Below are 20,917 nucleotides of genomic sequence, written 5' to 3'. Positions count from 1 at the left end.
CGGCTCACAGTTCTGACTTGCCGAGAAGCTATCTGCGACGCTTGACGTCAATCTCCACGCTCGCCGCCCGAGGTCCAACATGCTCGACAGCCCAACCCTTGATCTGCTTGATAGCCTGCGCCGGACAATGGCCGAAAAATCGTTTCTGGTGGTCACCGGCGCGGGCATCAGCACCGCGTCCGGCATCCCGGACTATCGCGACAAAGACGGCGTGCGACGTGGCGCACAGCCCATGATGTATCAGGAGTTCGTCGGCAACCCCGCTGCCCGCCAGCGTTATTGGGCACGCGCCATGCTTGGCTGGCCGCGTATCAGCGCCTCGCAGGCCAACGCCGCACACCGGGCGCTGGCGGCACTACAGGCTGAAAACCTCATCAAAGGGTTGATCACGCAGAATGTCGATGCGCTGCACACCCAGGCCGGCAGCCAAGACGTTATCGAGCTGCACGGCAGCCTGCACCGCGTGCTGTGCCTGGATTGTCAGCAGCGCAGCGACCGTACGGCCATTCAGGAGCAGATGCTGGCGCACAATCTGTACCTGGCCGATGTGCATGCGACCCAGGCACCCGATGGTGACACCCTGCTGGACCCCGCCTACGAAGCCGGTTTCAAGGTGCCCGAATGCCCGCATTGCCAGGGCAAAAGGCTCAAGCCGGACGTGGTGTTCTTTGGCGAAAATGTCGCTTCGCACACCGCAGCCAGGGCGACGCTGAGTGTCGAGCAGGCCGAAGGTTTGCTGGTCGTCGGCACTTCGCTGATGGCCTGGTCAGCGTTCCGGCTGTGCAAGGCAATGGCCGAACAGGGTAAACCGGTCATCGCCATCAATCATGGCAAGACCCGCGCAGATGAATTGCTGCGAATGAAGATCGAAGCGCCATGCGAACAGGTGTTGCCCTGGCTGGCCGAGCAACTGATTACCCGCTAAAAAAGCCCGAGCTGCCCACCGATCAACGTGCTGAAATCATCGTCCACAAAGGGCAGGATGGCATCGGCCAGCGGTTGCAGCTGGCGCGTCACGTAGTGATCGTAGTCAATCGGCGCATGACGAATTTCCAGCGGTTCCGGCCCCACGGTGGTCATCACGTAGCTGATCCAGCCGCCGCTCTGATACTGCCGGGGTCGGCCCTGCTGGTCGTTGTACTCGTCGGCGAGACGCGCAGCACGCACATGCGGCGGCACGTTGCGCTGGTAGTCATCAAGCTTGCGTCGAAGGCGCTTACGGTAGATCAGCAGATCATCCAGCTCGCCTGACAGGGTGCGCTGCACGTAATCACGCACATAATCCTGATACGGCTGGCGCTTGAAAATGCGCAGGTACAGTTCCTGCTGAAACCGCTGGGCCAGTGGCGACCAGTCGGTGCGCACCGTTTCCAGACCTTTGTAGATCATTTCCTCAGCACCGTCGGCGCGTGTGACCAGCCCGGCGTAGCGCTTCTTGCTGCCCTCTTCCGCGCCGCGCACGGTCGGCATCAGAAAACGTCGAAAATGTGTTTCGTACTGCAGTTCAAGGGCGCTCTGCAGGCCATATTCGTTCTGCAAGTGCTCGCGCCACCACTGATTGACCTGCTGCACCAGCGCTTTGCCGATCCCTGCCGCTTCTTCCTGCCCGTGCGGGCGTCCCAGCCAGACGAAGGTCGAGTCAGTGTCGCCGTAAATCACGGTGTAGCCCTGCGCCTGAATCAGGTCGCGGGTCTTGAGCATGATTTCATGTCCGCGCAGGGTGATGGACGAAGCCAGCCGTGGATCGAAAAACCGGCAACCGCTGGACCCCAACACGCCATAAAAGGCGTTCATGATGATTTTAAGGGCCTGGGACAGCGGCGCGTTGTGCTCACGTTTGGCTGCCTCCCGGCCCTGCCAGACACGCTCGACGATGGCCGGCAGGCTGTGCCGCGTGCGAGAAAAGCGTGCGCCGCGAAAACCGGGCACCGATTCGCTGTCTCCAGGCTGGCGCATGCCTTCGATCAGGCCCACCGGATCGATGAGAAAAGTGCGGATGATTGCCGGATAAAGGCTTTTGTAGTCCAGCACCAGCACCGATTCATACAGCCCCGGCTGCGAATCCATCACAAAGCCACCGGGGCTGGCTTCAGGCAAGCGTTCGCCCTGATTGGGCGCGACAAAGCCCTGACGGTGCATCAGCGGAATATACAAATGGCAGAAGGCGGCCACCGAGCCACCGCTGCGGTCGGCAGGCAAACCGGTCACGGTGGCGCGTTCAAGCAGAAAGGTCAGCAACTGGGTCTTGGCGAAGATACGCGTCACCAACTCGCAGTCCTTGATGTTGTAACGTGCCAGTGCCGGCTTATCCTCGGCGAACATGCGGTTGATTTCGTCCATGCGCTGATACGGCGTGTCGATGGCCTTGCCTTCGCCCAGCAAGGTTTGCGCGACATTCTCAAGGCTGAACGAGGGAAAGCTCCAGGTCGCCGAGCGCAGTGCCTCGATACCGTCAATGATCAGCCGCCCGCTGACTTCGGCGAAAAAGTGGTTGTTGCGGCTGCCATGCTCACGCCAGCCCATCGCTTCCCCGCCACGCCCGAGCCGCAGCGGCACCTGCAGGCGCTGAGCATGTTCGTGCAAGACCCGCAGGTCGAACTGCACCACGTTCCAGCCAATGATCGCGTCGGGGTCGTGCAGCGCCAGCCAGTCGTTCAGACGCTCGAGCAACTGCGCGCGGGTGTCGCAATAGTCGAGCTGAAAATCCAGCGCCTCGTCGCCACCATTGGCCGGGCCGAGCATATACACCTGGCGCTGGCCACAGCCCTCCAGCGCAATGGAATACAACTCGCCCCGCGCCGTGGTTTCGATGTCCAGCGACACCAGTTTCAGCCTGGGCCGGTAATCCGCTGCCGGCCTTATCTGCGCGTCACAGAGCACACCATCGGCATTGGGCGTGCCGCCGAACTGCACGGGCGCGGTGATGAAGCGCTCCATCAGGTAGCGTTCAGGCGGGCGAATGTCGGCTTCGTAGACGTCCACGTTGCCTCTGCGCAGCAGTTTTTCGACGTTCATCAGCTGTCGATGCTGCTGGCAGTACACCCCCAGCACCGGTCGATGGCGGAAATCGCAGAGTTCCAGCGGGCGCAAATCGACTCCACGCTCGGTACGCAACAACGACTGCGCGCGCTCACCCTGCTCAGCAGGAATAAAAGCGACAGAGGGCTGGCAAGGCAAACGAATGTGGCGAGGACCGTGATCAGTGGCCAACCAGAAGTCGACTTCTGTCCCGGCGGGCGTGTCTTGCCAGTGCCGACTCAGGATAAAGCCCTGCTGTAACTCCAACGCTGCAACCTCAACTGTAGATGGACACGCTGATTCTACGTGGCTATTGGCGTAAAGGCGCGGCTGGCGATCGAATTGAGAGCACATTGACAGGGCACTGACCATTGATTGCGTCTATGCCCTTCATCCTTATTTAACGCTTGATCGCTTACACCGGCTGCATGATTCTGTAGCGGTCCCGCACATGCACTACAGTTATCCAGGTCCTGATCACGGAGAGCTCCATGAAAACCGTTGCCCAACTGCTGAAATTGAAAGACCTGCACAACCAGCACGTGCATACCATTGGCCCGAATCAGATGGTGCTCGATGCACTCAGGCTGATGGCGGACAAAAATATCGGGGCGCTGCCAGTGGTGGAAAACGGCACGGTGGTCGGTGTAGTCAGCGAGCGCGACTATGCACGCAAGGTGGTGCTCAAGGGGCGTTCGTCGGTGGGCACGCCGGTCAGTGAGATCATGAGCAGCAAAGTCATTACCGTCGACTCGCAACAGACCGTGGAAACCTGCATGGGCATTATGACCGACAGCCATTTACGCCATTTGCCGGTTGTCGAAGACGGTCAGTTGTTGGGGCTGCTGTCCATCGGCGACCTTGTGAAGGAAGCCATCGCCGAGCAGGCCAGCCTCATTCAGCAGCTTGAACAATACATTCGCGGCGAGTAATCAGAACACGTTACACGCACGCGACGCGCGGTGACCCGCGCGCAACGTGATCTTTCAGTCGTCCAGCGTCTTGCCGGGCGCACCGCCTTTCGCTGGCTTGCCCTGTTTTTCAGCCGGTGCAGGCTTGGCTTCCGGCTCGGGCGGTGGCGCGGCGGCCTCTTTTTCGCGCATCGGCATTTGGTCGATGGTGGCGAAGATCTCCTTGGGGTCTATCGCGCCAGACTTCTCGATTTTTTTCTCGCCATCCTTGCCCACCAGAATCACCTTGGTCTGCGCACCTGCCCCCAGTTTCAGCTCACGGATCAAGGCCATGGTCGACTGTGCGTCGAGGGTCTTGCCGTTGCGTTCACCAATCGTATTGACCACTGTGAACAAGACCATGTTGCGTTGCGCAAAGGCTTCGCGGTTGGCAGGCTCGTCCAGCGCCTTCTTGAGGCTGACCAGCGTGGGGTCAATCGTGCTCGGCGCGATGATGATCAGAGGGCGCGACTTGCCGCGCTCCTGCGCCAGAGGGTTGTCGCTGTCAGCGGCAAACGCTGTACCGGCAGCGACGAGCAGGCTGGCAAGGGTCAGGGACCGGATCAACATGGTGGGCTCCTTTCAAATCCATTGGGTAGCCATCGCGCGCAGACAGACGCGATGCTGGTCTGTTCTACCGCATATGGGTCATCCCGGTACAGCCCGATGTAGTCCTTTTCCGTAATCCCTTGTTCAGGCAGAGCGCTCGAGCGCACGGTAGCTCGCGCTGTCGAGGCTTGCCGCCAGGCCTTGAACAATCTGCTCCACCTCGGCAGCCTCCAGCACCAGGGGCGGCAGAAGACGAATGACTTTGCCCCGCGTGACGTTGATCAACAAGCCATGTTGCTCGGCTGCGATGCGGGTCAGTTCGGGAATAGCCTCGCGCAGTTCGATACCGATCATCAGCCCCCTGCCACGTACCTGCATGACCTGCGGATGGCCGCCCAGCACTTCCTGCAAGCGCCCGAGCAGGTGCTGCCCTCGAACCCCGGCGTTTTCTACCAGCGCCTGCTGTTCGATGATGTCGATGACCGTGCAACCGACCCGGCACGCCAGCGGGTTGCCGCCAAACGTGCTGCCATGACTGCCGGGCGTGAACAACTCTGCGGCTTTGCCTCGCGCCAGACAGGCGCCGATCGGTACGCCATTGCCCAGCCCTTTGGCGAGGGTCATGACGTCCGGCACAATGCCTTCATGTTGAAAGGCAAACCACTTGCCGGTACGGCCCATGCCGGTCTGAATCTCGTCGAGCATCAGCAGCCAGTCACGCCGCGTGCAACGTTCTCTCAACGCCTTGAGATAACCAGCCGGCGCGACCTGAGCGCCGCCCTCGCCCTGAATCGGTTCGACCAGCACGGCAGCAATCCGGTGGCCGTGGGTTACACAAACCTTGTCGAACGCGAGCAGATCACCGAACGGCACCTTGATGTAATCACCCGGCAAGTCGCTGTAACTCAGGCGCACCGCCGGCCCGTCGCTGGCGGCCAGGGTGCCCAGCGTGCGCCCGTGAAAGGCGTTTTCCATGACCACCACCAAGGGCTGCTCGATGTACTTGTGCCAGCCATGCAGGCGCGCCAGTTTAAGTGCGGTTTCGTTGGCCTCGGCACCGGAATTGTTGAAAAACACCCGGTCCATCCCTGCCAGCCTGGTGAGCTTTTGCGCCAGCCGCTGTTGCCAGTCAATGCTGTACAGATTGGAGGTGTGCAACAGCAAACCCGCCTGATCGCGAATGGCATCCACCAGCATAGGGTGGGAATGCCCGACATTGGTCACCGCCACGCCTGCCACCGCGTCCAGGTATTCACGACCGCTCTGGTCCCACAGGCGCGTGCCCAGGCCACGGGTGAAACTCAGGGCCAGAGGTTGATAAGTGCTCATCAGGCAGGCGGTGGTCATGGCGTGAAGCTCCTTGGGTATGTGTCGGTTTATGCAGTATCGTTAACCACCTGTTCTGGATAAACGGCGAAATACTTCAATCATTTTAAAGCTGAGATTGATAATGGATTTGTTTCTGGCGATGCGCGTGTATGTAAAGGTTGTCGAAACCGGCAGCCTGACGGCAGCGGCGCAGGCATGCTCGATTTCCACAACGATGGTCGGCAATCACTTGCGCGCGCTGGAACAGCGCCTGGGCGTCAGCCTGTTGCAGCGCACTACTCGCCGCCAGCGGTTGACCGAGTTCGGCACTGCGTATTACCAGCGATGCCTTGAGGTGCTGGGGCTGGTGGCGCAGTCCGAGCAACTGGCCGAGCAGGCGCAGGGCGAGCCGACCGGCACGTTGCGCATCACCGCACCTCTGACCTTCGGCTCGGAGCTGCTGGCCCCTGCCCTGGTCGGGTTCTCGCAGCGCTTTCCCGACGTCAAACTCGACCTGGTGCTGACCAACCAGCGCCTCGACATGATCGACAACGGTTTCGACGTCGCCATTCGCCTGGGCAACCTTGCGCAATCATCGCCCTTGATTGCCCGCCCGTTGCAGGACTACACCCTGACCATCTGCGCTGCACCTGATTACCTCGCTCGGCACAGCGCGCCCACCCGGCCCGAAGACCTTCGCGCGCACAATTGCCTGGCGTTCGCCTACCCGGCCGGCGATGAGTGGCGCACAGCAGGCACGCAATGGCGCATGACCGGGCCCGAAGGCGAGGTTCTGGTGGACGTGGACGGCTCGATGGTGGCCAACACATCAGCCGGTCTTTATCAGGCGGCGCGCGCCGGGATGGGTGTGGTGATGCTGCCGGATGCGCTGGTCCAGCGTGACTTGCAGGAGGGCCGACTGGTAGCGCTGTTGCCGGACTATCACCTGCCCAGACGGCCGATGAACCTGCTGTATGTGCAAGACCGTTACCGGCTGCCCAAGCTGAGAAGCTTTGTGGAGTTTGCGACAGCGCTATGGGGGCGATAGGTGCTGGCAGGGTGTGACGTAAAGTTGCATCCGGTGCGAGACGTTGCGCCTGCACCGGATTTTTCGCGCTAAATACTCAGACCTTGAAGCGGCTGACCATACTCTGCAAATGAACACCCAGGCGGGCGAGTTCAACGCTCGATGCGGCGGTTTGCTCGCTGGCCGACGCCGTCTGTTCGGAAATATCCCGAACATTCAGCACGCTGCGGTTGATCTCTTCGGCAACTGCGCTCTGCTCTTCAGCCGCCGCAGCAATCTGGTGATTCATCGTCTCGATGGTCGAGATCGCCTGGGTGATATTACCGATAGAGACGCCCGCGTTACGGGTCAGCTCGACGCTGTTGGCGGTTAGCGCCTGGCTGTTGTCGAGGATTGTCGCCACGTGCGAGGTGCGGCTGTGCAGCCCGCTGATCAACGCAGCGATTTCTTCTGTCGATGTCTGGGTGCGCTGCGCCAGGCTTCGCACTTCGTCAGCAACCACCGCGAAACCTCGCCCGGCTTCCCCGGCGCGCGCTGCTTCGATAGCAGCGTTGAGCGCCAACAGGTTGGTCTGCTCGGCCACCGCCTTGATGACGTCCAGCACACCACCAATCTTGTTGCTTTCGCTTTTGAGCTCGTCCATGGCGGATTTGGAGTTCTGCACTTCAGTCGCAAGCTTCTCGATCTGCGTCACCGCCTTGGAAACGACGCCGTCGCCTTCACGCGCCTCTTTCGAAGCGTTGACCGCCGCATGGGATGCCTGCTCGGCGTTTCTCGCGACTTCCTGAACGGTGGCCGACATCTCATGCATGGCGGTCGCCACCTGATCGGTCTCGCTTTTCTGGCTGTTGACACCGGCGCTGGTCTGCTCGGTCACTGCCGACAACTGCTCGGCAGCGCTGGCAATTTGCGTCACGCCGTCACGCAGCCCACCGATCAGCTCGCGCAGGTTGGTGGTCATGCGCAGCATGCTGCCTTGCAAGCGTCCCAGCTCATCCTTGCGGGTAACCGCCTGGTTGTGGGTCAGATCACCATCAGCCACACGTTCGGCCAGTTTCAGTGTTTCGAGCAACGGGCCTACGATCAGGCGGGTTATCACCCACGCAGCCAGGAAACTCATAATCAGCGCCGCAACCAACCATACCGAGAGCAGCGTCCGGGCCTGATCAACGTCTTCTATGCGCAGACTGACCTGATTGGCAGACAATTGGTCGGCCGATTTGAAAAGAACCCCGATAACTTTGGTGATACCCGCCTGAGCCTGATCGATGGATGCCTGTGCGGCGGTGAATTGATTCATGGTGTTCTGGTAACTGACCATGGAATCCACGAGGTGCTTGATCGTTGCAGACTGACTGTCGAAGCCTTGCAGGCCTTTGACAAAGTTAATGACTGCGCTCATTGAAGCTTCTGCGGGCGCCCTGTTCTCAGCCTTCAAAGAATAGGTATAACCACGCAGATCGAAACGCATTTTCTGAAACAGTGTCATTGCCTGAACAATGGCGTCGCGCTGTGAGGCGCTGCCCTCGTCCGACCTGGCGAAGGCGTTCAGCTTCTGCAAGTCCTCAGCCCCGGCATCGGCGTACTGGCCAAACGCTCCACGGGTTGCCTCGCGGGCGGCTGTTGCGCGCATCAGGTTGTCATAGTGAACCCGGTATTCAACCAGCGCTTCGGCGGCAGCGTTCACCAGCGGTATGTTCAGCGGAGAGTCGAATACCTCTTGCGCATACTTGACGTGGGCTTCGAGGCGTTCAAGAGCCTTCAACCAATCGCTGGCACGTTCGGCATCGTAGTTAATCCAGTACGCCAGACGTGCGATGCGCACATCGCGAGTCAAGGTGCTCATCTTGCCAATGTCGGCAATCCTTTCGCTTCGTTCGCTCAGCGAAGTGATACCGGTCCAGCCGGTCAGCGCAATCAGCACCGTCAGCACGATGACCAGAGCAAACCCAAGCGCTAGCTTGGACCTGACAGAAATATTGCTCAGAGTGTTTTTCAAAGTAATTTGCTCTTGGTAGGCCAACGAGTGGATATACGAGGCTGATCCCTGCCTATACAACATACGTATGTCGGCAGCCCGATCTCAAACTTTAAACTTGGCGTCAATATTCTTGCTCACAAATAATCCGCAACTGCTTGTAACGCATCTAGCTTTTTCATCCGGGTCAGTTAGCATGGGCAGCCGCACACACAAAGTATTCCGGAGAATGGCATGCAGTTGACAGCCTCAAAAGGCACCTTGACCAACGAGGAGCGTTCTGCAATTGCCGAGATCGAAGCAACCACCAACGTTTTGCGGTTGGTTACCCGTCTGACAGGCATGCGCTTTGCGAGTATTGCGAAGTTTACCGACGAAGACTGGATAGCCTGTTCGGTATATGACCCCACTGACTTTGGGATAGACGAAGGTGAAGTCTTCGCGCTGGAGACAACGCTGTGCGGTGAGTTTTGTATCAACCCCCAGGCGTTGTTCATTCCGCAGATCAGTAAAAGCGGCCGGTACGCGAACTTCCCTGTTGTGAAGCGGTTTGCTATCGAGAGTTATGCTGGCGTGCCGATCTTTCTTCCGGACGGCAGGCTGTATGGCGCGATGTGTGCGCTGGACTCACGCGTGACGCTGTTTGACGATCCGGAACTTGCAGAAACGCTGACCCTGTTCGCGCGGCTGATCGGGTGTATTTTCTTCGCCAACATGAGCGAAGCAGACTAGCCGCAACGGCCAGCAGTTGCGGCGTTGGCCAGGTCAGGTTACGGCCTGGCGGGTTCATCCACCAGCGCGTACATCGGCACGGGTTCGAGCATGGCGCTGGTAAATCGGTTTTCGTCGAACTGCACCCTGTAACGGGAAGAAACAGTCCTAGCCGAGCCCGCTGCGTTCAGCAACGTCTCTGCAGACACATCAATCCCGAAATGAGGGAACGGCTCCTGAGCCACCCAGCCTCCGGCAGCCAGCACCAACAGTAGAAATACACCCGCGATGGGCTCTTTAGGTCCGCACATATCGCTTCTCCACTCAGGTAAAACGATTCGGTTCAAGATGAGCGACCGCTATACAGGCCGGGCCGTCGCTCGCGTGTTGCCACCCTCGGCTCACTCGAAAGGCTCCTCGCCTTGCAGCTTGGTGCGGTGCATCATGCGCCCGCATTCAGGGTCGTACGCCTCTGCGCGGTGCATGGTGCCGGTGTTGTCCCATATCACCAGATCACCCACCTGCCACGTATGGCTGTAACTGAACGCCTCTGCCGTGGCCCACTCGCGCAAACCCACCAGAATCTGCGCGCTCTGCGCCAGACTGTTCCCCACGACATGCTGCGCCGTACACCCCAGAATCAGCGACTTGCGGCCGGAACGGTGCTTCCACACCAGCGGCAGCTCCTTTTCGCCGATAGCCTGCATTGCCTTGAGCATGGCAAGACCAGGTTCCGGATTGTAATAGAGTAACGATGCCCATGGCGCGTGAATAACTCGCAAGCTTTCGTAACGATGTTTGTCAGCATCGCCAAGCGCCTCGTAAGCCGCGTAGGTATTACAAAAGCCGGTGTTGCCTCCCCAACTGGCGGGCACCTTGCAAGACAGCAGCGAGGCTAGAATTGGCGCGTCACTGCTCGTACCGTCGATGTGCCAGTAAAGCGAACCCTTGAGAAACTCGGCTCCCGCCGGGTTCTCTTTTACATCGAGACTGATTTTGGTGATGTTCTGGCCATCGCTGGCTTCCGGGGAAAAAGTCCCGAGCGTGCGAGTGAAAGCGATCTGTTCAGCATCGGAAAAGTGAATCTTCGGGAACACCAGCACGCCTCGCTGCTCCAGCAGTTCTCGGATTGCCCCGGCGAATTGACCCGACAGCAACTCCTGCTTGCTGTTGAAAATACGCGCGCCAATAGCTGGCTTGATGGATTCCTGCGACAGCTGGACGACCGAAGTGGCTAACATGATGCGACCCTCTTCATAAGTGAACACAACGGTACACTTATGAGCAGGCAGAGGCAACTGCTTATTTTTGATGGAGCCGCGCAATCGATGCTGCAGATAATCGCCCGGATGATGGTGTAAATAGAGCGCGAGCAATGCCCCATAAACAGGGCCGCCACGTCCAGTACTTCGGCCTTGAACCATAGCGGCGCCCGTTCACGGAACCGAACTGCCAAGGGCCCGTTGCTTGCAGTCATGGTAATCCGCTGCCAGAGTGGTTCTGAAAAATCGACAGGAATTCCCATTTCCAGCGGAGCAGCAATGAAATACGACGACGCCTCATGGCACTACAACGGCAATTTCCCCAGCGATCTTCCAAGCGCAGCCGGTGCGACGCACATCGGTATGTTCCTGGCCTGGATGCTGCTGAACAAACTTGCCAGCGAGGAACTGCTTGAAGACGCCGAGAGTGAAGTCGCCGCGCTCACAAAACGCGAGCTTACCGGCAGCGCTTTCGTAATATCGATGCTCGACGAGAAGCTCACCGATCAAGAATTCAACGACATCGGCAATGCTTTCGCGCTGGCTTACTACGAGGGTCTGAACAATGACAGCCGCTACATTGACGACTACCTGCTCGCATTCAGCGTGACCCAGGATGAGGTTTACAGCGTTCCCGATACATGGGCCAATTTTGACAAACTGTCCCCGCTCATGGATGCCCGATTTGCCGAGTGGCAAGCAATGGGCAAGCCTGAGTACATCGTCTGACCCGCTTGTCTCGGCTACAAGTCAATGTCGAGAGGCTTTATCTGACATGCTCGACCCGTTTCACTTCAAGGAATGAATCAACGTGCACGCTCCTGCCCCGCAAATCGTCATTCAGCGCATGGCTGAAACCCACCTTGAAGGTGTGACCGCGCTCTACAACGAGCCAGCGGTCTGCCGTCAGGTTTTGCAAATGCCTTATCAGTCCATCGAGGTCTGGCGCCAACGCCTGGCCAACAGCACTGAACGACAGGTAAAACTGGTCGCGCTGAACGGCGGCGAGGTGATCGGCAGCATCGGCCTGGAACAATACTCACGCAGCAGGCAAAGCCATGTCGGCGCGTTCGGCATGGGCGTCGCCTCGGCCTGGCACGGCAAAGGCATTGGCTCGAAGTTGCTGGCAGCGGCGCTGGACGTGGCAGATAACTGGATGAACCTGCACCGGGTAGAACTGACCGTGTATGCCGACAATGAGGCCGCACAAGGTCTCTATCGCAAGTTTGGTTTTGAAGTCGAAGGCCGTCTGCGCAACTACGCGGTACGCGATGGCGCATATGTCGATGCCTTGAGCATGGCGCGCCTGAGATAAGCCCGGGCGATCGATCGCCGCTTGAGCAATAGCTGAAAGCATGCAAGGATCAGCCATGAATCAAATTCCTCATAGCAACCGACATCACCATCACGGCCCCATCTCAAGGTGCTGCGGTTGCTTGTGCTCATCGATTGGTCAGGCTTAGGTTCATGCTCTGACCATCAGTGAAACAGACCAAGGCGCCCACGGCGCCTTTTTTATTGCCTGGTTTTATTGCCCGGTTACTCACCAAAGAATCAGTTACCCGAAAATCAGTGGAGATCACATCTATGACCATGCTACGCGGAACCCGCATCGTGACCGGACCAGAAGCTGCAATTCTGCGTGAAACGGAAAACCGTTTCCGGAGCTATCTTCATCGCAGCGGGCGCTGAGGAAGCAATCGTCCCGGCTTTATGGGGTCAGGACACGTTTATCGAAAAAGCCGGCGGCAGCGAAATCATCGGCCAGATGTGGGCCTTCAACGACAAGGCCGGGCGCGCCTGCTGCCTGATCCCCGAGGCAACTGCGCTGTTTCAGGAGCGCAGCGAATTGCTGTTGAACGGACGATGCGAAGCGCTGTTTTTCTATGTGGCGCGCTGTTACCGGTATGAACGGCCCCAGGCTGGGCGCTATCGGGAATTTACTCAGTTGGGGCTGGAAATTCTTGGCCACTCGCCGCAGCAATCATTACTGCGCAGCCAGGCAATATGCACTGGCTTTCTCGACTTTCTGGGGCTGGATTATCAGCTGAACATTGCCGTCAAACGAGGCCTGAGTTATTACCTGGAAGGCAATGGCTTCGAGGTGCGCTGCCCGAAATTGGGTGCGCAGCAACAGGTGGTGGGTGGCGGGGCCTATCGGGAGGGTGCCGGGTTTGGCATAGGGCTGGAGCGACTGGTGCTGGCGCTTGGGCCTGATCAATAACCATAGTCTTAATCGGTTGGGGGAAACGCAACGGGTTACACTGCGCGCCCACCCTGCCCAGACCCGAGGCATTGCATGAAAGTTGGCGTGATTTCCGACACCCACGGGCTGCTCCGACCCGAAGCCATCGCGGCGCTTGAGGGCTGCGAAGCCATCATCCATGCGGGTGACATCGGCAGCCAGGATATCGTCGAGCAACTCGCCGCCATCGCCCCGTTGCACATCGTGCGCGGCAACAATGATGTAGACGCAGAATGGGCAAAACCCATCGCCGATCATCTGCGCTTCGACATCCAAGGCTGGCAAGTCCTGCTGGTCCACGACATCGCCGACGTTCCTGCGCTGCTGGATGACAGCGTAAAACTGGTCGTTACCGGCCATTCCCACAAACCCCTCATCGAATGGCGCGGGAACACGCTGTACCTTAATCCGGGTAGTGCCGGAAGAAGACGATTCAAGTTGCCGGTAACGCTGGCGCTGCTTGAGGTAAGTTCGGATGCGATGGAGCCGTGGCTGGTGCAGTTGCTGGACTGATCGTTGCCGTTGCGGCGCGATGTACTTCGTCCTACGCGAAACTCGTTGAATCTCGTACCGATGCTCCGCGTCCGATCTTGATTGCGCGGCGTGGCGCAGATCTGTGACGCAGAGCGTCACCCACTGCATTCCTACGCTGGAGCGTAAGGAACGATAGTTGTCTGGGCGACTATCATGCCGACGCTCCGCGTCCGATCTTGAATGCGCGTTTGCTCAGACACACGCACCAGCCAGCACATCAATGACCGCTGTGGTCACCGTGCCCGCCGTGTTCGTCAGTGGTCAGCGATTTGGCCACTGCGGTAACCTGAATCGACTCCTTCACTCCCTTGGCATCTTCAACGATCAGGGTCAGTGGCACCTTGTCGCCCTCTTTGACCTGCGCCAACAGGCCCATGAACATGACGTGGTAGCCGTTGGCATCGAACACCACCGGTTTGCCCGCCGGCAGGTCGACCGAGCTGACACGCTGCATGCTCATCACATCGCCTTTCATGCTCATCTGGTGGATCTGCACGGTTTTGGCAACAGGTGATGTAACGTCCACCAGTTTGCTGTCGGTGCTGGACGTGATGTGCATGAACGCGCCTGTGGCAGGCTGGCCCGGCACGGTGGCACGCACCCAGGCATCATCGACTTTGGTGTCGGCCAGCGCCTGAGCGCTCAGACCGAGCAGCGAAAGGGTCAGCAACAGTGGCTTTACGGCGTTACGAATCAGAACGGTCATCAGCATACTTCCATCAAAGTGAGCAGATCTTCGGTGCATTGTGGGGCGGACAGTCTGTGCGACAAGCCCAGACGCAGGACGCCACGGGTGTCGTAGACGTAACTGGTGGCGGTGTGGGAAATCGTGTAGGTATCGCCCAGCGGGACTTTCTCGAAAAACACGCCGAACTCCTTGGCCGTCGCGACGGTTTCTTCAAGCGTACCGGACAAGGCGACGAAGGTCGGATCGAAAGCCTTTACGTAGGCGTCGATCACATCAGGCGTATCGCGCTCCGGGTCCAGAGTGATGAACACCACCTGGAGCGTCTTGCCCTCCTCGCCCATCAGCTTTCTAATCTGCGCTGCGCGCGCCAGCGCCGTCGGGCAAATGGCCGGGCATTGGGTAAATCCGAAGAAAATCATCGGCATCAGGCCGCGAAAACTCGAAAGCGTCTTGACGTTGCCTTGCGAATCCTTAAGCCGGAAGTTGCGGCCAACAATCTCGTTGCTCATGTCCTTGCCATGCTTGAACGGCAAGGCATTGGAATTGCCGCAGCCAGTCAGCAGGCCAAGGCTCAGCAACGAGAGGCCTGTGACCACCTCGCGGCGGGTCGGTCGGTACGTCATGTCTTACGTCCCCTGGAGGATAAGGCGCGTGGGTTCAGACAAATTCAAAGGCGGCGAATTTACCACTCAAGGGCGGTGGGGAATACCGACAATCCTGTATCAAACCATGAGCAGGCGCGCAAACGTCGGCCTCATGGGCTGCGCTGCACGGTGCGACAAAACAGCACAGGCGGTTCGACAATCACCAAGCCTTCGCAGACGCCACAGGCACGTCTGGCATTAAATGCAAAACATTCATGTAACAGACTTATATAATTCAATACATTTATAATTAACATATAACCAAAAGGCCTTTCCCAGCCTGCTTTCATAACTCTATATTCGCCAGCAGACCGACCCTGACCTGTGGAGGTGCCCAAGACCTTTCTCAATGCTCACAAGGATCACCGTGTTATGGCCCTCCCTGCTCGCGCCATCTGCCACACCCTGCGCACCCCGTTGATCAAAGGCATGGCGCTCGCCAGCCTCGGCCTGATGAATCCGGCTCAGGCCGCCGAAAAATCCACGCAAGAGGAAGCCCGCCTGGAGAAGGTCACGGTGATCTCCACCGGGGTGCGTGGCACGCAGCGCACCGTCACCGACAGCCCGGCCCCGGTAGACATCGTGACCAGCGATCAACTGCTCAAGACCGGCCGCGCCGACCTGACCGAAGCCATCGCCAAACTGCTGCCGTCCTTCAATTACGGCACCAACGTCGCGGGCTATAACTCGACCATCCGCCCGCTGTCCAACCGCAGCCTGGCACCGGCCTACACGCTGGTGCTGGTCAACGGCAAACGTCGCCACAACAGCGCCCTGCCCGCCAATGGCTCGACCGACAGCAGCGGCGCGAACTCGGTGGACATCGACATGATCCCGATCAGCGCGGTGGAGCGAATCGAGGTGCTCAAGGACAGCGCCGCTGCGCAATACGGCTCGGATGCGATTGCCGGGGTGATCAACGTGATTCTCAAATCCGGCGCCGAGGGCGGTCATCTGGGGCTGACATACGGCAAGCTGTACAGCGGCGAAGGCGAAGTCAGCAAGTTTGAAGGCGACACTGGTTTCGAGCTGGGCGATGGCGGCTTTCTGCACCTTTCAGCCGACGCCCGCAAACGTGGTGATGCCAGCTGGAACGACAAAGCCACCAATACCGCCTACTTTCCCGGCGACCCCAGGGAAGCGACGTGGGATCGGGTCGGCGTCAAGAATGGCGACCCGCAGATCAAGGCATTCAACCTGGCCTACAACGCCGAACTGCCGCTGGATGACCAGACAACGCTGTATTCCTACGGCACCTATGGGCAGCGCGACGCCATCATCAATAACTACTTCCGCTACCCCAACGGCAACGCCAACATTCCCGAGCTGTTTGCCGACGGCTATTACCCGCTCAACAACCTGGACGACACTGACTATCAGTACCTGATCGGTGGCAAGGGCCAGGCGCTGGGCTGGAACTGGGACCTGAGCACCACTTACGGGCGCAACAACAATCATCAGTACAGCGACCTGACCATCAACCCGTCGCTGGGACCGGCCTCCCCGACATCATTCGATGACCTGGCGACGTATCGATTCGAGCAATGGGTCAACAACCTCGACATCACCCGCGCCTTCGACGGGCTGTTTGGCGTGCCGCTGCAAGTGTCCGCCGGGCTGGAACATCGGTGGGAGCGTTTTCGGACGTTCTCCGGCGACGCGCAGGCTTATCAGGTGGGCGGTTATCGCTTTCCGGCGAGCCTGCCCAACGGTCAGGCCAGCCCGCTGGCCGGGCAACTGGCATCGATTGCCGCGCAGGCCGCCGCGGTCATCTCGCCGCAGGACGCCACCCGCCTGCAACGCAACAACTATGCGGCCTACGTGGATTTCGGCATCACCCCGATCGAACCGCTGTTTGTCGATCTGGCGCTACGCGCCGAGCACTTCGACGATGACTCGGGCAACACGGTCAGCGCCAAGCTCAACTCGCGCTATGAATTCACCGATACCTTCGCGGTACGCGGCACCGTCGGCACGGGCTTTCGTGCGCCCTCGCTGACCCAGACCGGCTACAGCATCTCGGATAACCGGGTCGGTGCTGCGCCGGATGGCACCATCGTGCCCGCCGTGACGCGCATCGCGCCGGTCAACTCGGCGCTGGCCCAGGCACTTGGCGCGACCACTCTGGACCCGGAAAAATCGCGCAATCTGGGCGTTGGCGTGACCTGGCAACCGGCACCGCGTACCAGCCTGACGGCAGACGCCTACTGGATCGAAATCGCCGACCGCATCGCGCGCACCGAAAGCCTGTACGGCCCGGCGCTGGCACCGACGCTCACTGCACAAGGTGTCGACACCAGCACCTGGACCTCTTATTACGCCAACGCCTTCGACACCCGAACCCGCGGCCTGGACATCGTCCTCGACCACTCCAGTCAGTACGGCGCGTGGGGCGATGTGCGCTGGAGCGCCGGGTTCAACTACAACAAGACCGTCATCACCGACGTCAAAGATGCGCCGGCAGCCTTGCAGGGCCTGGGCAGCAACCCCGGCGGCAGCCTGACCTGGGTCGGCCGCGCCCGCGAAGGCGACCTCACCGACGCACAGCCAAAAACCAAATGGGTGCTGGGCGGCAAATGGACGCTGGGCGATCTGGGTGTGAACCTGCAAACCACCCGCTACGGCAAGGTCAAGACCCTCCAGCAACTGGAAAGCGGCGACCGCAGTTTCGGAGCCAAATGGATTACCGACCTGGATGTGTCGTACACCCTCTACGACAACATCACGTTGAGCCTGGGCGGCACCAATATTTTCGACGTGCGCCCGGACAAACACGCAATCCCTTCCGCCGTCGGGCTGAATCTGTACGGCAACTCACCGTTCTATCCGGGCGGCGGCTTCTGGTACAGCAAGATTGCCTATGATTTTTAGCCTGCGGGCAGGACCACAGCCTGTTCATGGACCTGTTCGGCAGCCATTGCGCTGAAGTGCAGTGGGTTGATGCCGTAGTAGCGGCGAAACACCTTGGCGAAATGGCTGGCACTGGAATAACCCACTGCCGCCGCCACTTCGCTGACCGCCCCCTGTTGCTTCAACAGTTGCGCCGCCCGCTCGATGCGGACTTTCTGCAGATAGCCGTAGACGCCGCTGTCGTAGCTCTGACGAAACCCCTGCTTGAGCTTTTTGGTGTTGAGTTCCACCGACTGGGCCAGTGATTCGATGGTCCAGTCCTGCTCGGGGTGCGCCTCCAGCAGCTTGCGCGCCCGTTCGACGCGCATCAGGTCACGGCCCCCCGCGTTGAGCCCGGTGAAATGGGCCAGGTCCTGAATATGAGCCGTCAGTTGGCCAAGCATTTCATAGGCCTTGCCACGCAGCAGCAAATCCCTGGCGATCCCTTCAAGCTTGCAGCCGAGCATTTCCTGGCCGATCCGTCTTACCACCTGGGGTGCCGGAAACTGCACAAGCCGGGCCGTGCGATCCTGAGAACGGGTGTTTTCCCAAGGCCCCTGATAATCGAACAGTTGCCCGGCCAGATCGAGCATGCCCAATCGGTGCGCGGCAAAACTGATATTCACACCGCGCCAGCAGGTGCCAGCGGGTACGAAACCCTCGCCTCTGACCGGAACCGTCGAATGGAACAGGCAGCAGTGATCTTCACGCCAGCTCAGGGGCGAGGTGTCGGCGAAATAACGCCAACCCGAGCAGTTGGCGTGGTACGAGACGGTCAGCGACGCTTCGCAGAAAGCATCCAGATGCCGGTCTTCGTCGACCTGCCAGTCAATGAGCCGGATATCAAGCTCATCACCCACTTCATCGGTCAGAACCTTGGGCAGCTCGTAGTCAGCGCAATAATGATTGAGGCTCATCGGCATGCACTCGTTTGGGAATCAGACTCAAATGATAACACTTATCAACTAAAGTACCGATTGCGCGCATTTCGACCCTGATCGCACGCGCAATGAAACGGTTAAGTCCAGAGAATACGGCCACTCCCTTTCACCCGAGTCTTTTCATGCAACGTTCCCTACTCAGCCTGGCAATCATGCTCGCGGTTTCCCATCAGGCGCTGGCCGATAATGTAATGACCTTGCCTGACATGCAGGTAACGGCCGGCAAGCGCGTGCAGTCTCAGGACCAGACCGACCTGGCGTTGTCGGTGGCAAGCCAGGCGGATCTGGAACGCGCCAATGTCTATGCCAGCGGCGACCTGGAGAGAGTATTTCCGGAACTATTGATGCGCAACACCGGCGCAAGCGTATTCCCCAGCCTGAGCCTGCGCGGCGTTTCATCTTCTGACCCCTACAATGCGCCTGTCGGCATTTATGTCGATGGTGTGCCGCAATACCTGGGCACCTTCAATCAGCAACTGCTCAACATCGAACACATCGAACTGCTCAAAGGCCCGCAAGGCACGCTTTACGGGCGTAATGCCCACGCCGGGGCACTGAATATCCTCACCCGTCAGCCGGACAACACGCCGACCGCCACGCTGCAAAGCCGCTTCAGCAATCTGCACCAACAAGTATCGGCGACCGGCTCGACGCCGCTGGTGGACGACAAACTGTTCATACAGGGCACCGTGTATCACGACGACACCGACGGCGAGCTGACCCGCAGCGAGCATCACGGCGACAGCGACAACGGGGGCGGCAATGTCGGTCTGACCTTCAAGCCCAACGAAGACTTCAGCCTCAAGCTGGCCTATGCCCGTGATCGCCTGACCTCCTACAACGAGCAGTATCTGGCAGACGCCACGTATGAAAAGCGTCGGGCAAGTGTTCCGCTGCTGGAGTCGGTCTATGTGCGCCGCGTGGAAACCAGCAGTGCAACGCTGGACTGGAACCTCAGCGATGCGCTCAAACTGACCTCCATCACCTCTTTGCAGAACTATCGCCACGAGCGACTGTACGGCGATCTGGGTTTTCACTGGCCCGAAACCCAGCGCACCGTCAGCCAGGAACTGCGTCTTTCCACTCAGGGCGACGACCGTGCCTGGGACGCGGTAGGTGGCCTTTACTGGCAGAAGAGCCGCAGCCACTCAGAGCGCGAAACTGACAGCAGCGCCCCGCTGTTCGGCGTGTATGGCGTGGCCGACAGCCGCATCGATAGTTCCGAGAAAGCAGTGTTTGGCGAATTCACCTGGCACCTGGCACCGCGCTGGGACCTGACACTGGGCGCGCGGCACAGCGTGGAAAAAGCCGAAACCGATTACACCCAGGTCGATGCAGCCTTTACGCCAGGCTTCGTTTACAGCGGTAACGACACGTTCACCAGCACCACGCCCAAGATTGCCCTGGGCTTCCAGGCGACTCCGGACATGCGGCTGTATGCCTCGGTCAGCAAGGGCTATAAGGCCGGTGGCTACAATCGTATTGGCGCCATTACCCCAGGTGCCGTGGCGTATGCGCCGGAAAAATCGCTGAACACGGAGATCGGCGTCAAATCCAGCCTGTTCGATCAGCGCCTGTGGCTCAACGCCGCGCTGTACCGCATCGATATCGACGACGTGCAGCAATTCATCGGCGCCGCTGGCACCGGCACCCAGTCGCTGAGCAACATCGGCAAGGCCCGCAGTGAAGGTGCGGAGCTGTCCATGGACTGGCATGCAGATGAGGCCACCCTGATTCGTCTGGCGGGCACCGTCAACCGCAACCGCATGCTTGACTCCGAACGCCAGGGCAACAGCCTGACCTACACGCCCGGACGCACCTTGCGCGCATCGGCCGAACACAGCTTCTACTTCGACGGCCTGCTGGGCGAGGTGCGACCCAGCGTCGGGATCAGTTACACCGGCAAGCATTATTTCGACGTCGACAACGAGGTGTCGCAGGGCGGCTATAGCCTGGTGGACGCCCGACTGGCATGGCTGCCCACACCTGATCTGGAGGTTGCGCTGTACGGCAACAACCTCGGCGACAAGGACTACCGCACCTATTCCTATCTGTCTGGCGGCGCGCAGTTCAGCCAGCCCGGACAGGGCCGGGAACTGGGGCTGAGTACCAAAATCAGCTTTTGATCTGAACAGACTCGACCAGGCTCGCGCACACGTGCATGAGCCTCATC

At 59.5% G+C, this 20,917-nt stretch carries 19 protein-coding genes; 10 read left to right on the top strand and 9 right to left on the bottom strand.

The genetic code is table 11. The features are described from left to right. The first annotated feature begins 79 nt into the window (after positions 1-79). Positions 80-925 (top strand): NAD-dependent protein deacetylase, encoded by an 846-nt coding sequence (locus PSPTO_RS13565; protein ID WP_011104113.1) that lies wholly within the window; start codon positions 80-82, stop codon positions 923-925. Here PSPTO_RS13565 and PSPTO_RS13560 read toward each other — a convergent pair. After that, positions 922-3,285: a DNA polymerase II gene (locus tag PSPTO_RS13560; RefSeq protein WP_011104112.1), complete on the bottom strand. Its 2,364-nt coding sequence runs from the start codon at positions 3,283-3,285 to the stop codon at positions 922-924. The two genes, PSPTO_RS13565 and PSPTO_RS13560, sit on opposite strands and share 4 nt — an antisense overlap. 224 nt (positions 3,286-3,509) lie before the next feature. Here PSPTO_RS13560 and PSPTO_RS13555 point away from each other — a divergent pair, with 224 nt between their 5' ends. After that, the gene (locus PSPTO_RS13555) at positions 3,510-3,950 is read left to right on the top strand and encodes a CBS domain-containing protein (RefSeq protein ID WP_005762782.1); all 441 of its coding nucleotides are present in this window, start codon (positions 3,510-3,512) and stop codon (positions 3,948-3,950) included. Between the two features lie 54 nt (positions 3,951-4,004). Here the strand turns inward: PSPTO_RS13555 and PSPTO_RS13550 are convergent, their stop codons facing one another. Together PSPTO_RS13550 and PSPTO_RS13545 are read right to left on the bottom strand one after the other, a co-directional pair. After that, the gene (locus tag PSPTO_RS13550) at positions 4,005-4,538 is read right to left on the bottom strand and encodes a DUF4174 domain-containing protein (protein ID WP_005762784.1); all 534 of its coding nucleotides are present in this window, start codon (positions 4,536-4,538) and stop codon (positions 4,005-4,007) included. Between the two features lie 123 nt (positions 4,539-4,661). Continuing rightward, positions 4,662-5,864 carry an aspartate aminotransferase family protein gene (locus PSPTO_RS13545; RefSeq protein WP_011104111.1) on the bottom strand — a complete coding sequence of 401 codons (1,203 nt, stop codon included), beginning with the start codon at positions 5,862-5,864 and terminating at the stop codon, positions 4,662-4,664. A gap of 103 nt (positions 5,865-5,967) precedes the next feature. Here PSPTO_RS13545 and PSPTO_RS13540 point away from each other — a divergent pair, with 103 nt between their 5' ends. Then, positions 5,968-6,873: a LysR family transcriptional regulator gene (locus tag PSPTO_RS13540; RefSeq protein WP_005617775.1), complete on the top strand. Its 906-nt coding sequence runs from the start codon at positions 5,968-5,970 to the stop codon at positions 6,871-6,873. A gap of 76 nt (positions 6,874-6,949) precedes the next feature. Here PSPTO_RS13540 and PSPTO_RS13535 read toward each other — a convergent pair whose 3' ends face one another. Beyond that, positions 6,950-8,875, bottom strand: a complete 1,926-nt coding sequence (locus PSPTO_RS13535) for a HAMP domain-containing methyl-accepting chemotaxis protein (protein ID WP_046463299.1) — start codon at positions 8,873-8,875, stop codon at positions 6,950-6,952. 189 nt (positions 8,876-9,064) lie between these two features. Between PSPTO_RS13535 and PSPTO_RS13530 the strand changes: the two genes are divergently transcribed. Then, on the top strand, positions 9,065-9,562 hold the full coding sequence (locus PSPTO_RS13530) for a GAF domain-containing protein (protein ID WP_005762795.1): 498 nt from the start codon (positions 9,065-9,067) through the stop codon (positions 9,560-9,562). Between the two features lie 38 nt (positions 9,563-9,600). On the opposite strand, the gene PSPTO_RS13525 is transcribed toward PSPTO_RS13530, so the two are convergent. Continuing rightward, positions 9,601-9,852, bottom strand: coding sequence for a hypothetical protein (locus PSPTO_RS13525; protein ID WP_007245964.1), 252 nt, complete (start codon positions 9,850-9,852; stop codon positions 9,601-9,603). 90 nt (positions 9,853-9,942) lie between these two features. Beyond that, positions 9,943-10,782, bottom strand: coding sequence for a TauD/TfdA dioxygenase family protein (locus PSPTO_RS13520; protein WP_007245963.1), 840 nt, complete (start codon positions 10,780-10,782; stop codon positions 9,943-9,945). Positions 10,783-11,082: 300 nt separating this feature from the next. Between PSPTO_RS13520 and PSPTO_RS13515 the strand changes: the two genes are divergently transcribed. From PSPTO_RS13515 to PSPTO_RS13500, 4 genes are all read left to right on the top strand, one after another. Continuing rightward, entirely contained in the window at positions 11,083-11,532 is a 450-nt protein-coding gene (locus tag PSPTO_RS13515; RefSeq protein ID WP_005762799.1) for a hypothetical protein, read from the top strand. Positions 11,533-11,614: 82 nt separating this feature from the next. After that, positions 11,615-12,118 (top strand): GNAT family N-acetyltransferase, encoded by a 504-nt coding sequence (locus tag PSPTO_RS13510; RefSeq protein WP_005762801.1) that lies wholly within the window; start codon positions 11,615-11,617, stop codon positions 12,116-12,118. A 327-nt stretch (positions 12,119-12,445) separates the two neighbouring features. Further along, positions 12,446-13,027: an ATP phosphoribosyltransferase regulatory subunit gene (locus tag PSPTO_RS13505; protein ID WP_011104109.1), complete on the top strand. Its 582-nt coding sequence runs from the start codon at positions 12,446-12,448 to the stop codon at positions 13,025-13,027. Positions 13,028-13,102: 75 nt separating this feature from the next. Next, positions 13,103-13,561 carry a metallophosphoesterase family protein gene (locus PSPTO_RS13500; protein ID WP_005762812.1) on the top strand — a complete coding sequence of 153 codons (459 nt, stop codon included), beginning with the start codon at positions 13,103-13,105 and terminating at the stop codon, positions 13,559-13,561. A gap of 238 nt (positions 13,562-13,799) precedes the next feature. Here PSPTO_RS13500 and PSPTO_RS13490 read toward each other — a convergent pair whose 3' ends face one another. Further along, a complete protein-coding gene (locus PSPTO_RS13490; protein WP_161797763.1) occupies positions 13,800-14,294 on the bottom strand; it encodes a copper chaperone PCu(A)C in 495 nt (164 codons plus the stop codon). Next, a complete protein-coding gene (locus PSPTO_RS13485; protein ID WP_003376950.1) occupies positions 14,288-14,893 on the bottom strand; it encodes an SCO family protein in 606 nt (201 codons plus the stop codon). The genes PSPTO_RS13490 and PSPTO_RS13485 overlap by 7 nt, the downstream gene beginning before the upstream one ends. A 393-nt stretch (positions 14,894-15,286) precedes the next feature. On the opposite strand from PSPTO_RS13485, the gene PSPTO_RS13480 reads away from it, so the two are divergent. Further along, positions 15,287-17,785 carry a TonB-dependent receptor plug domain-containing protein gene (locus tag PSPTO_RS13480; protein WP_005762818.1) on the top strand — a complete coding sequence of 833 codons (2,499 nt, stop codon included), beginning with the start codon at positions 15,287-15,289 and terminating at the stop codon, positions 17,783-17,785. Here the strand turns inward: PSPTO_RS13480 and PSPTO_RS13475 are convergent. Then, complete coding sequence (locus PSPTO_RS13475; protein ID WP_005762820.1) at positions 17,782-18,720, bottom strand: helix-turn-helix transcriptional regulator; 939 nt, start codon at positions 18,718-18,720, stop codon at positions 17,782-17,784. The genes PSPTO_RS13480 and PSPTO_RS13475 overlap by 4 nt on opposite strands. A 146-nt stretch (positions 18,721-18,866) precedes the next feature. On the opposite strand from PSPTO_RS13475, the gene PSPTO_RS13470 reads away from it, so the two are divergent. Further along, entirely contained in the window at positions 18,867-20,870 is a 2,004-nt protein-coding gene (locus tag PSPTO_RS13470; protein ID WP_044389891.1) for a TonB-dependent receptor, read from the top strand. The last annotated feature ends 47 nt before the right edge of the window (positions 20,871-20,917 follow it).

The sequence above is a fragment of the Pseudomonas syringae pv. tomato str. DC3000 genome, from assembly GCF_000007805.1.
Classification (GTDB): Bacteria; Pseudomonadota; Gammaproteobacteria; order Pseudomonadales; family Pseudomonadaceae; genus Aquipseudomonas; species Aquipseudomonas avellanae.
Note: the sequence above shows the minus strand (reverse complement) of the source record. Positions and strands in the feature narration are given on the sequence as shown.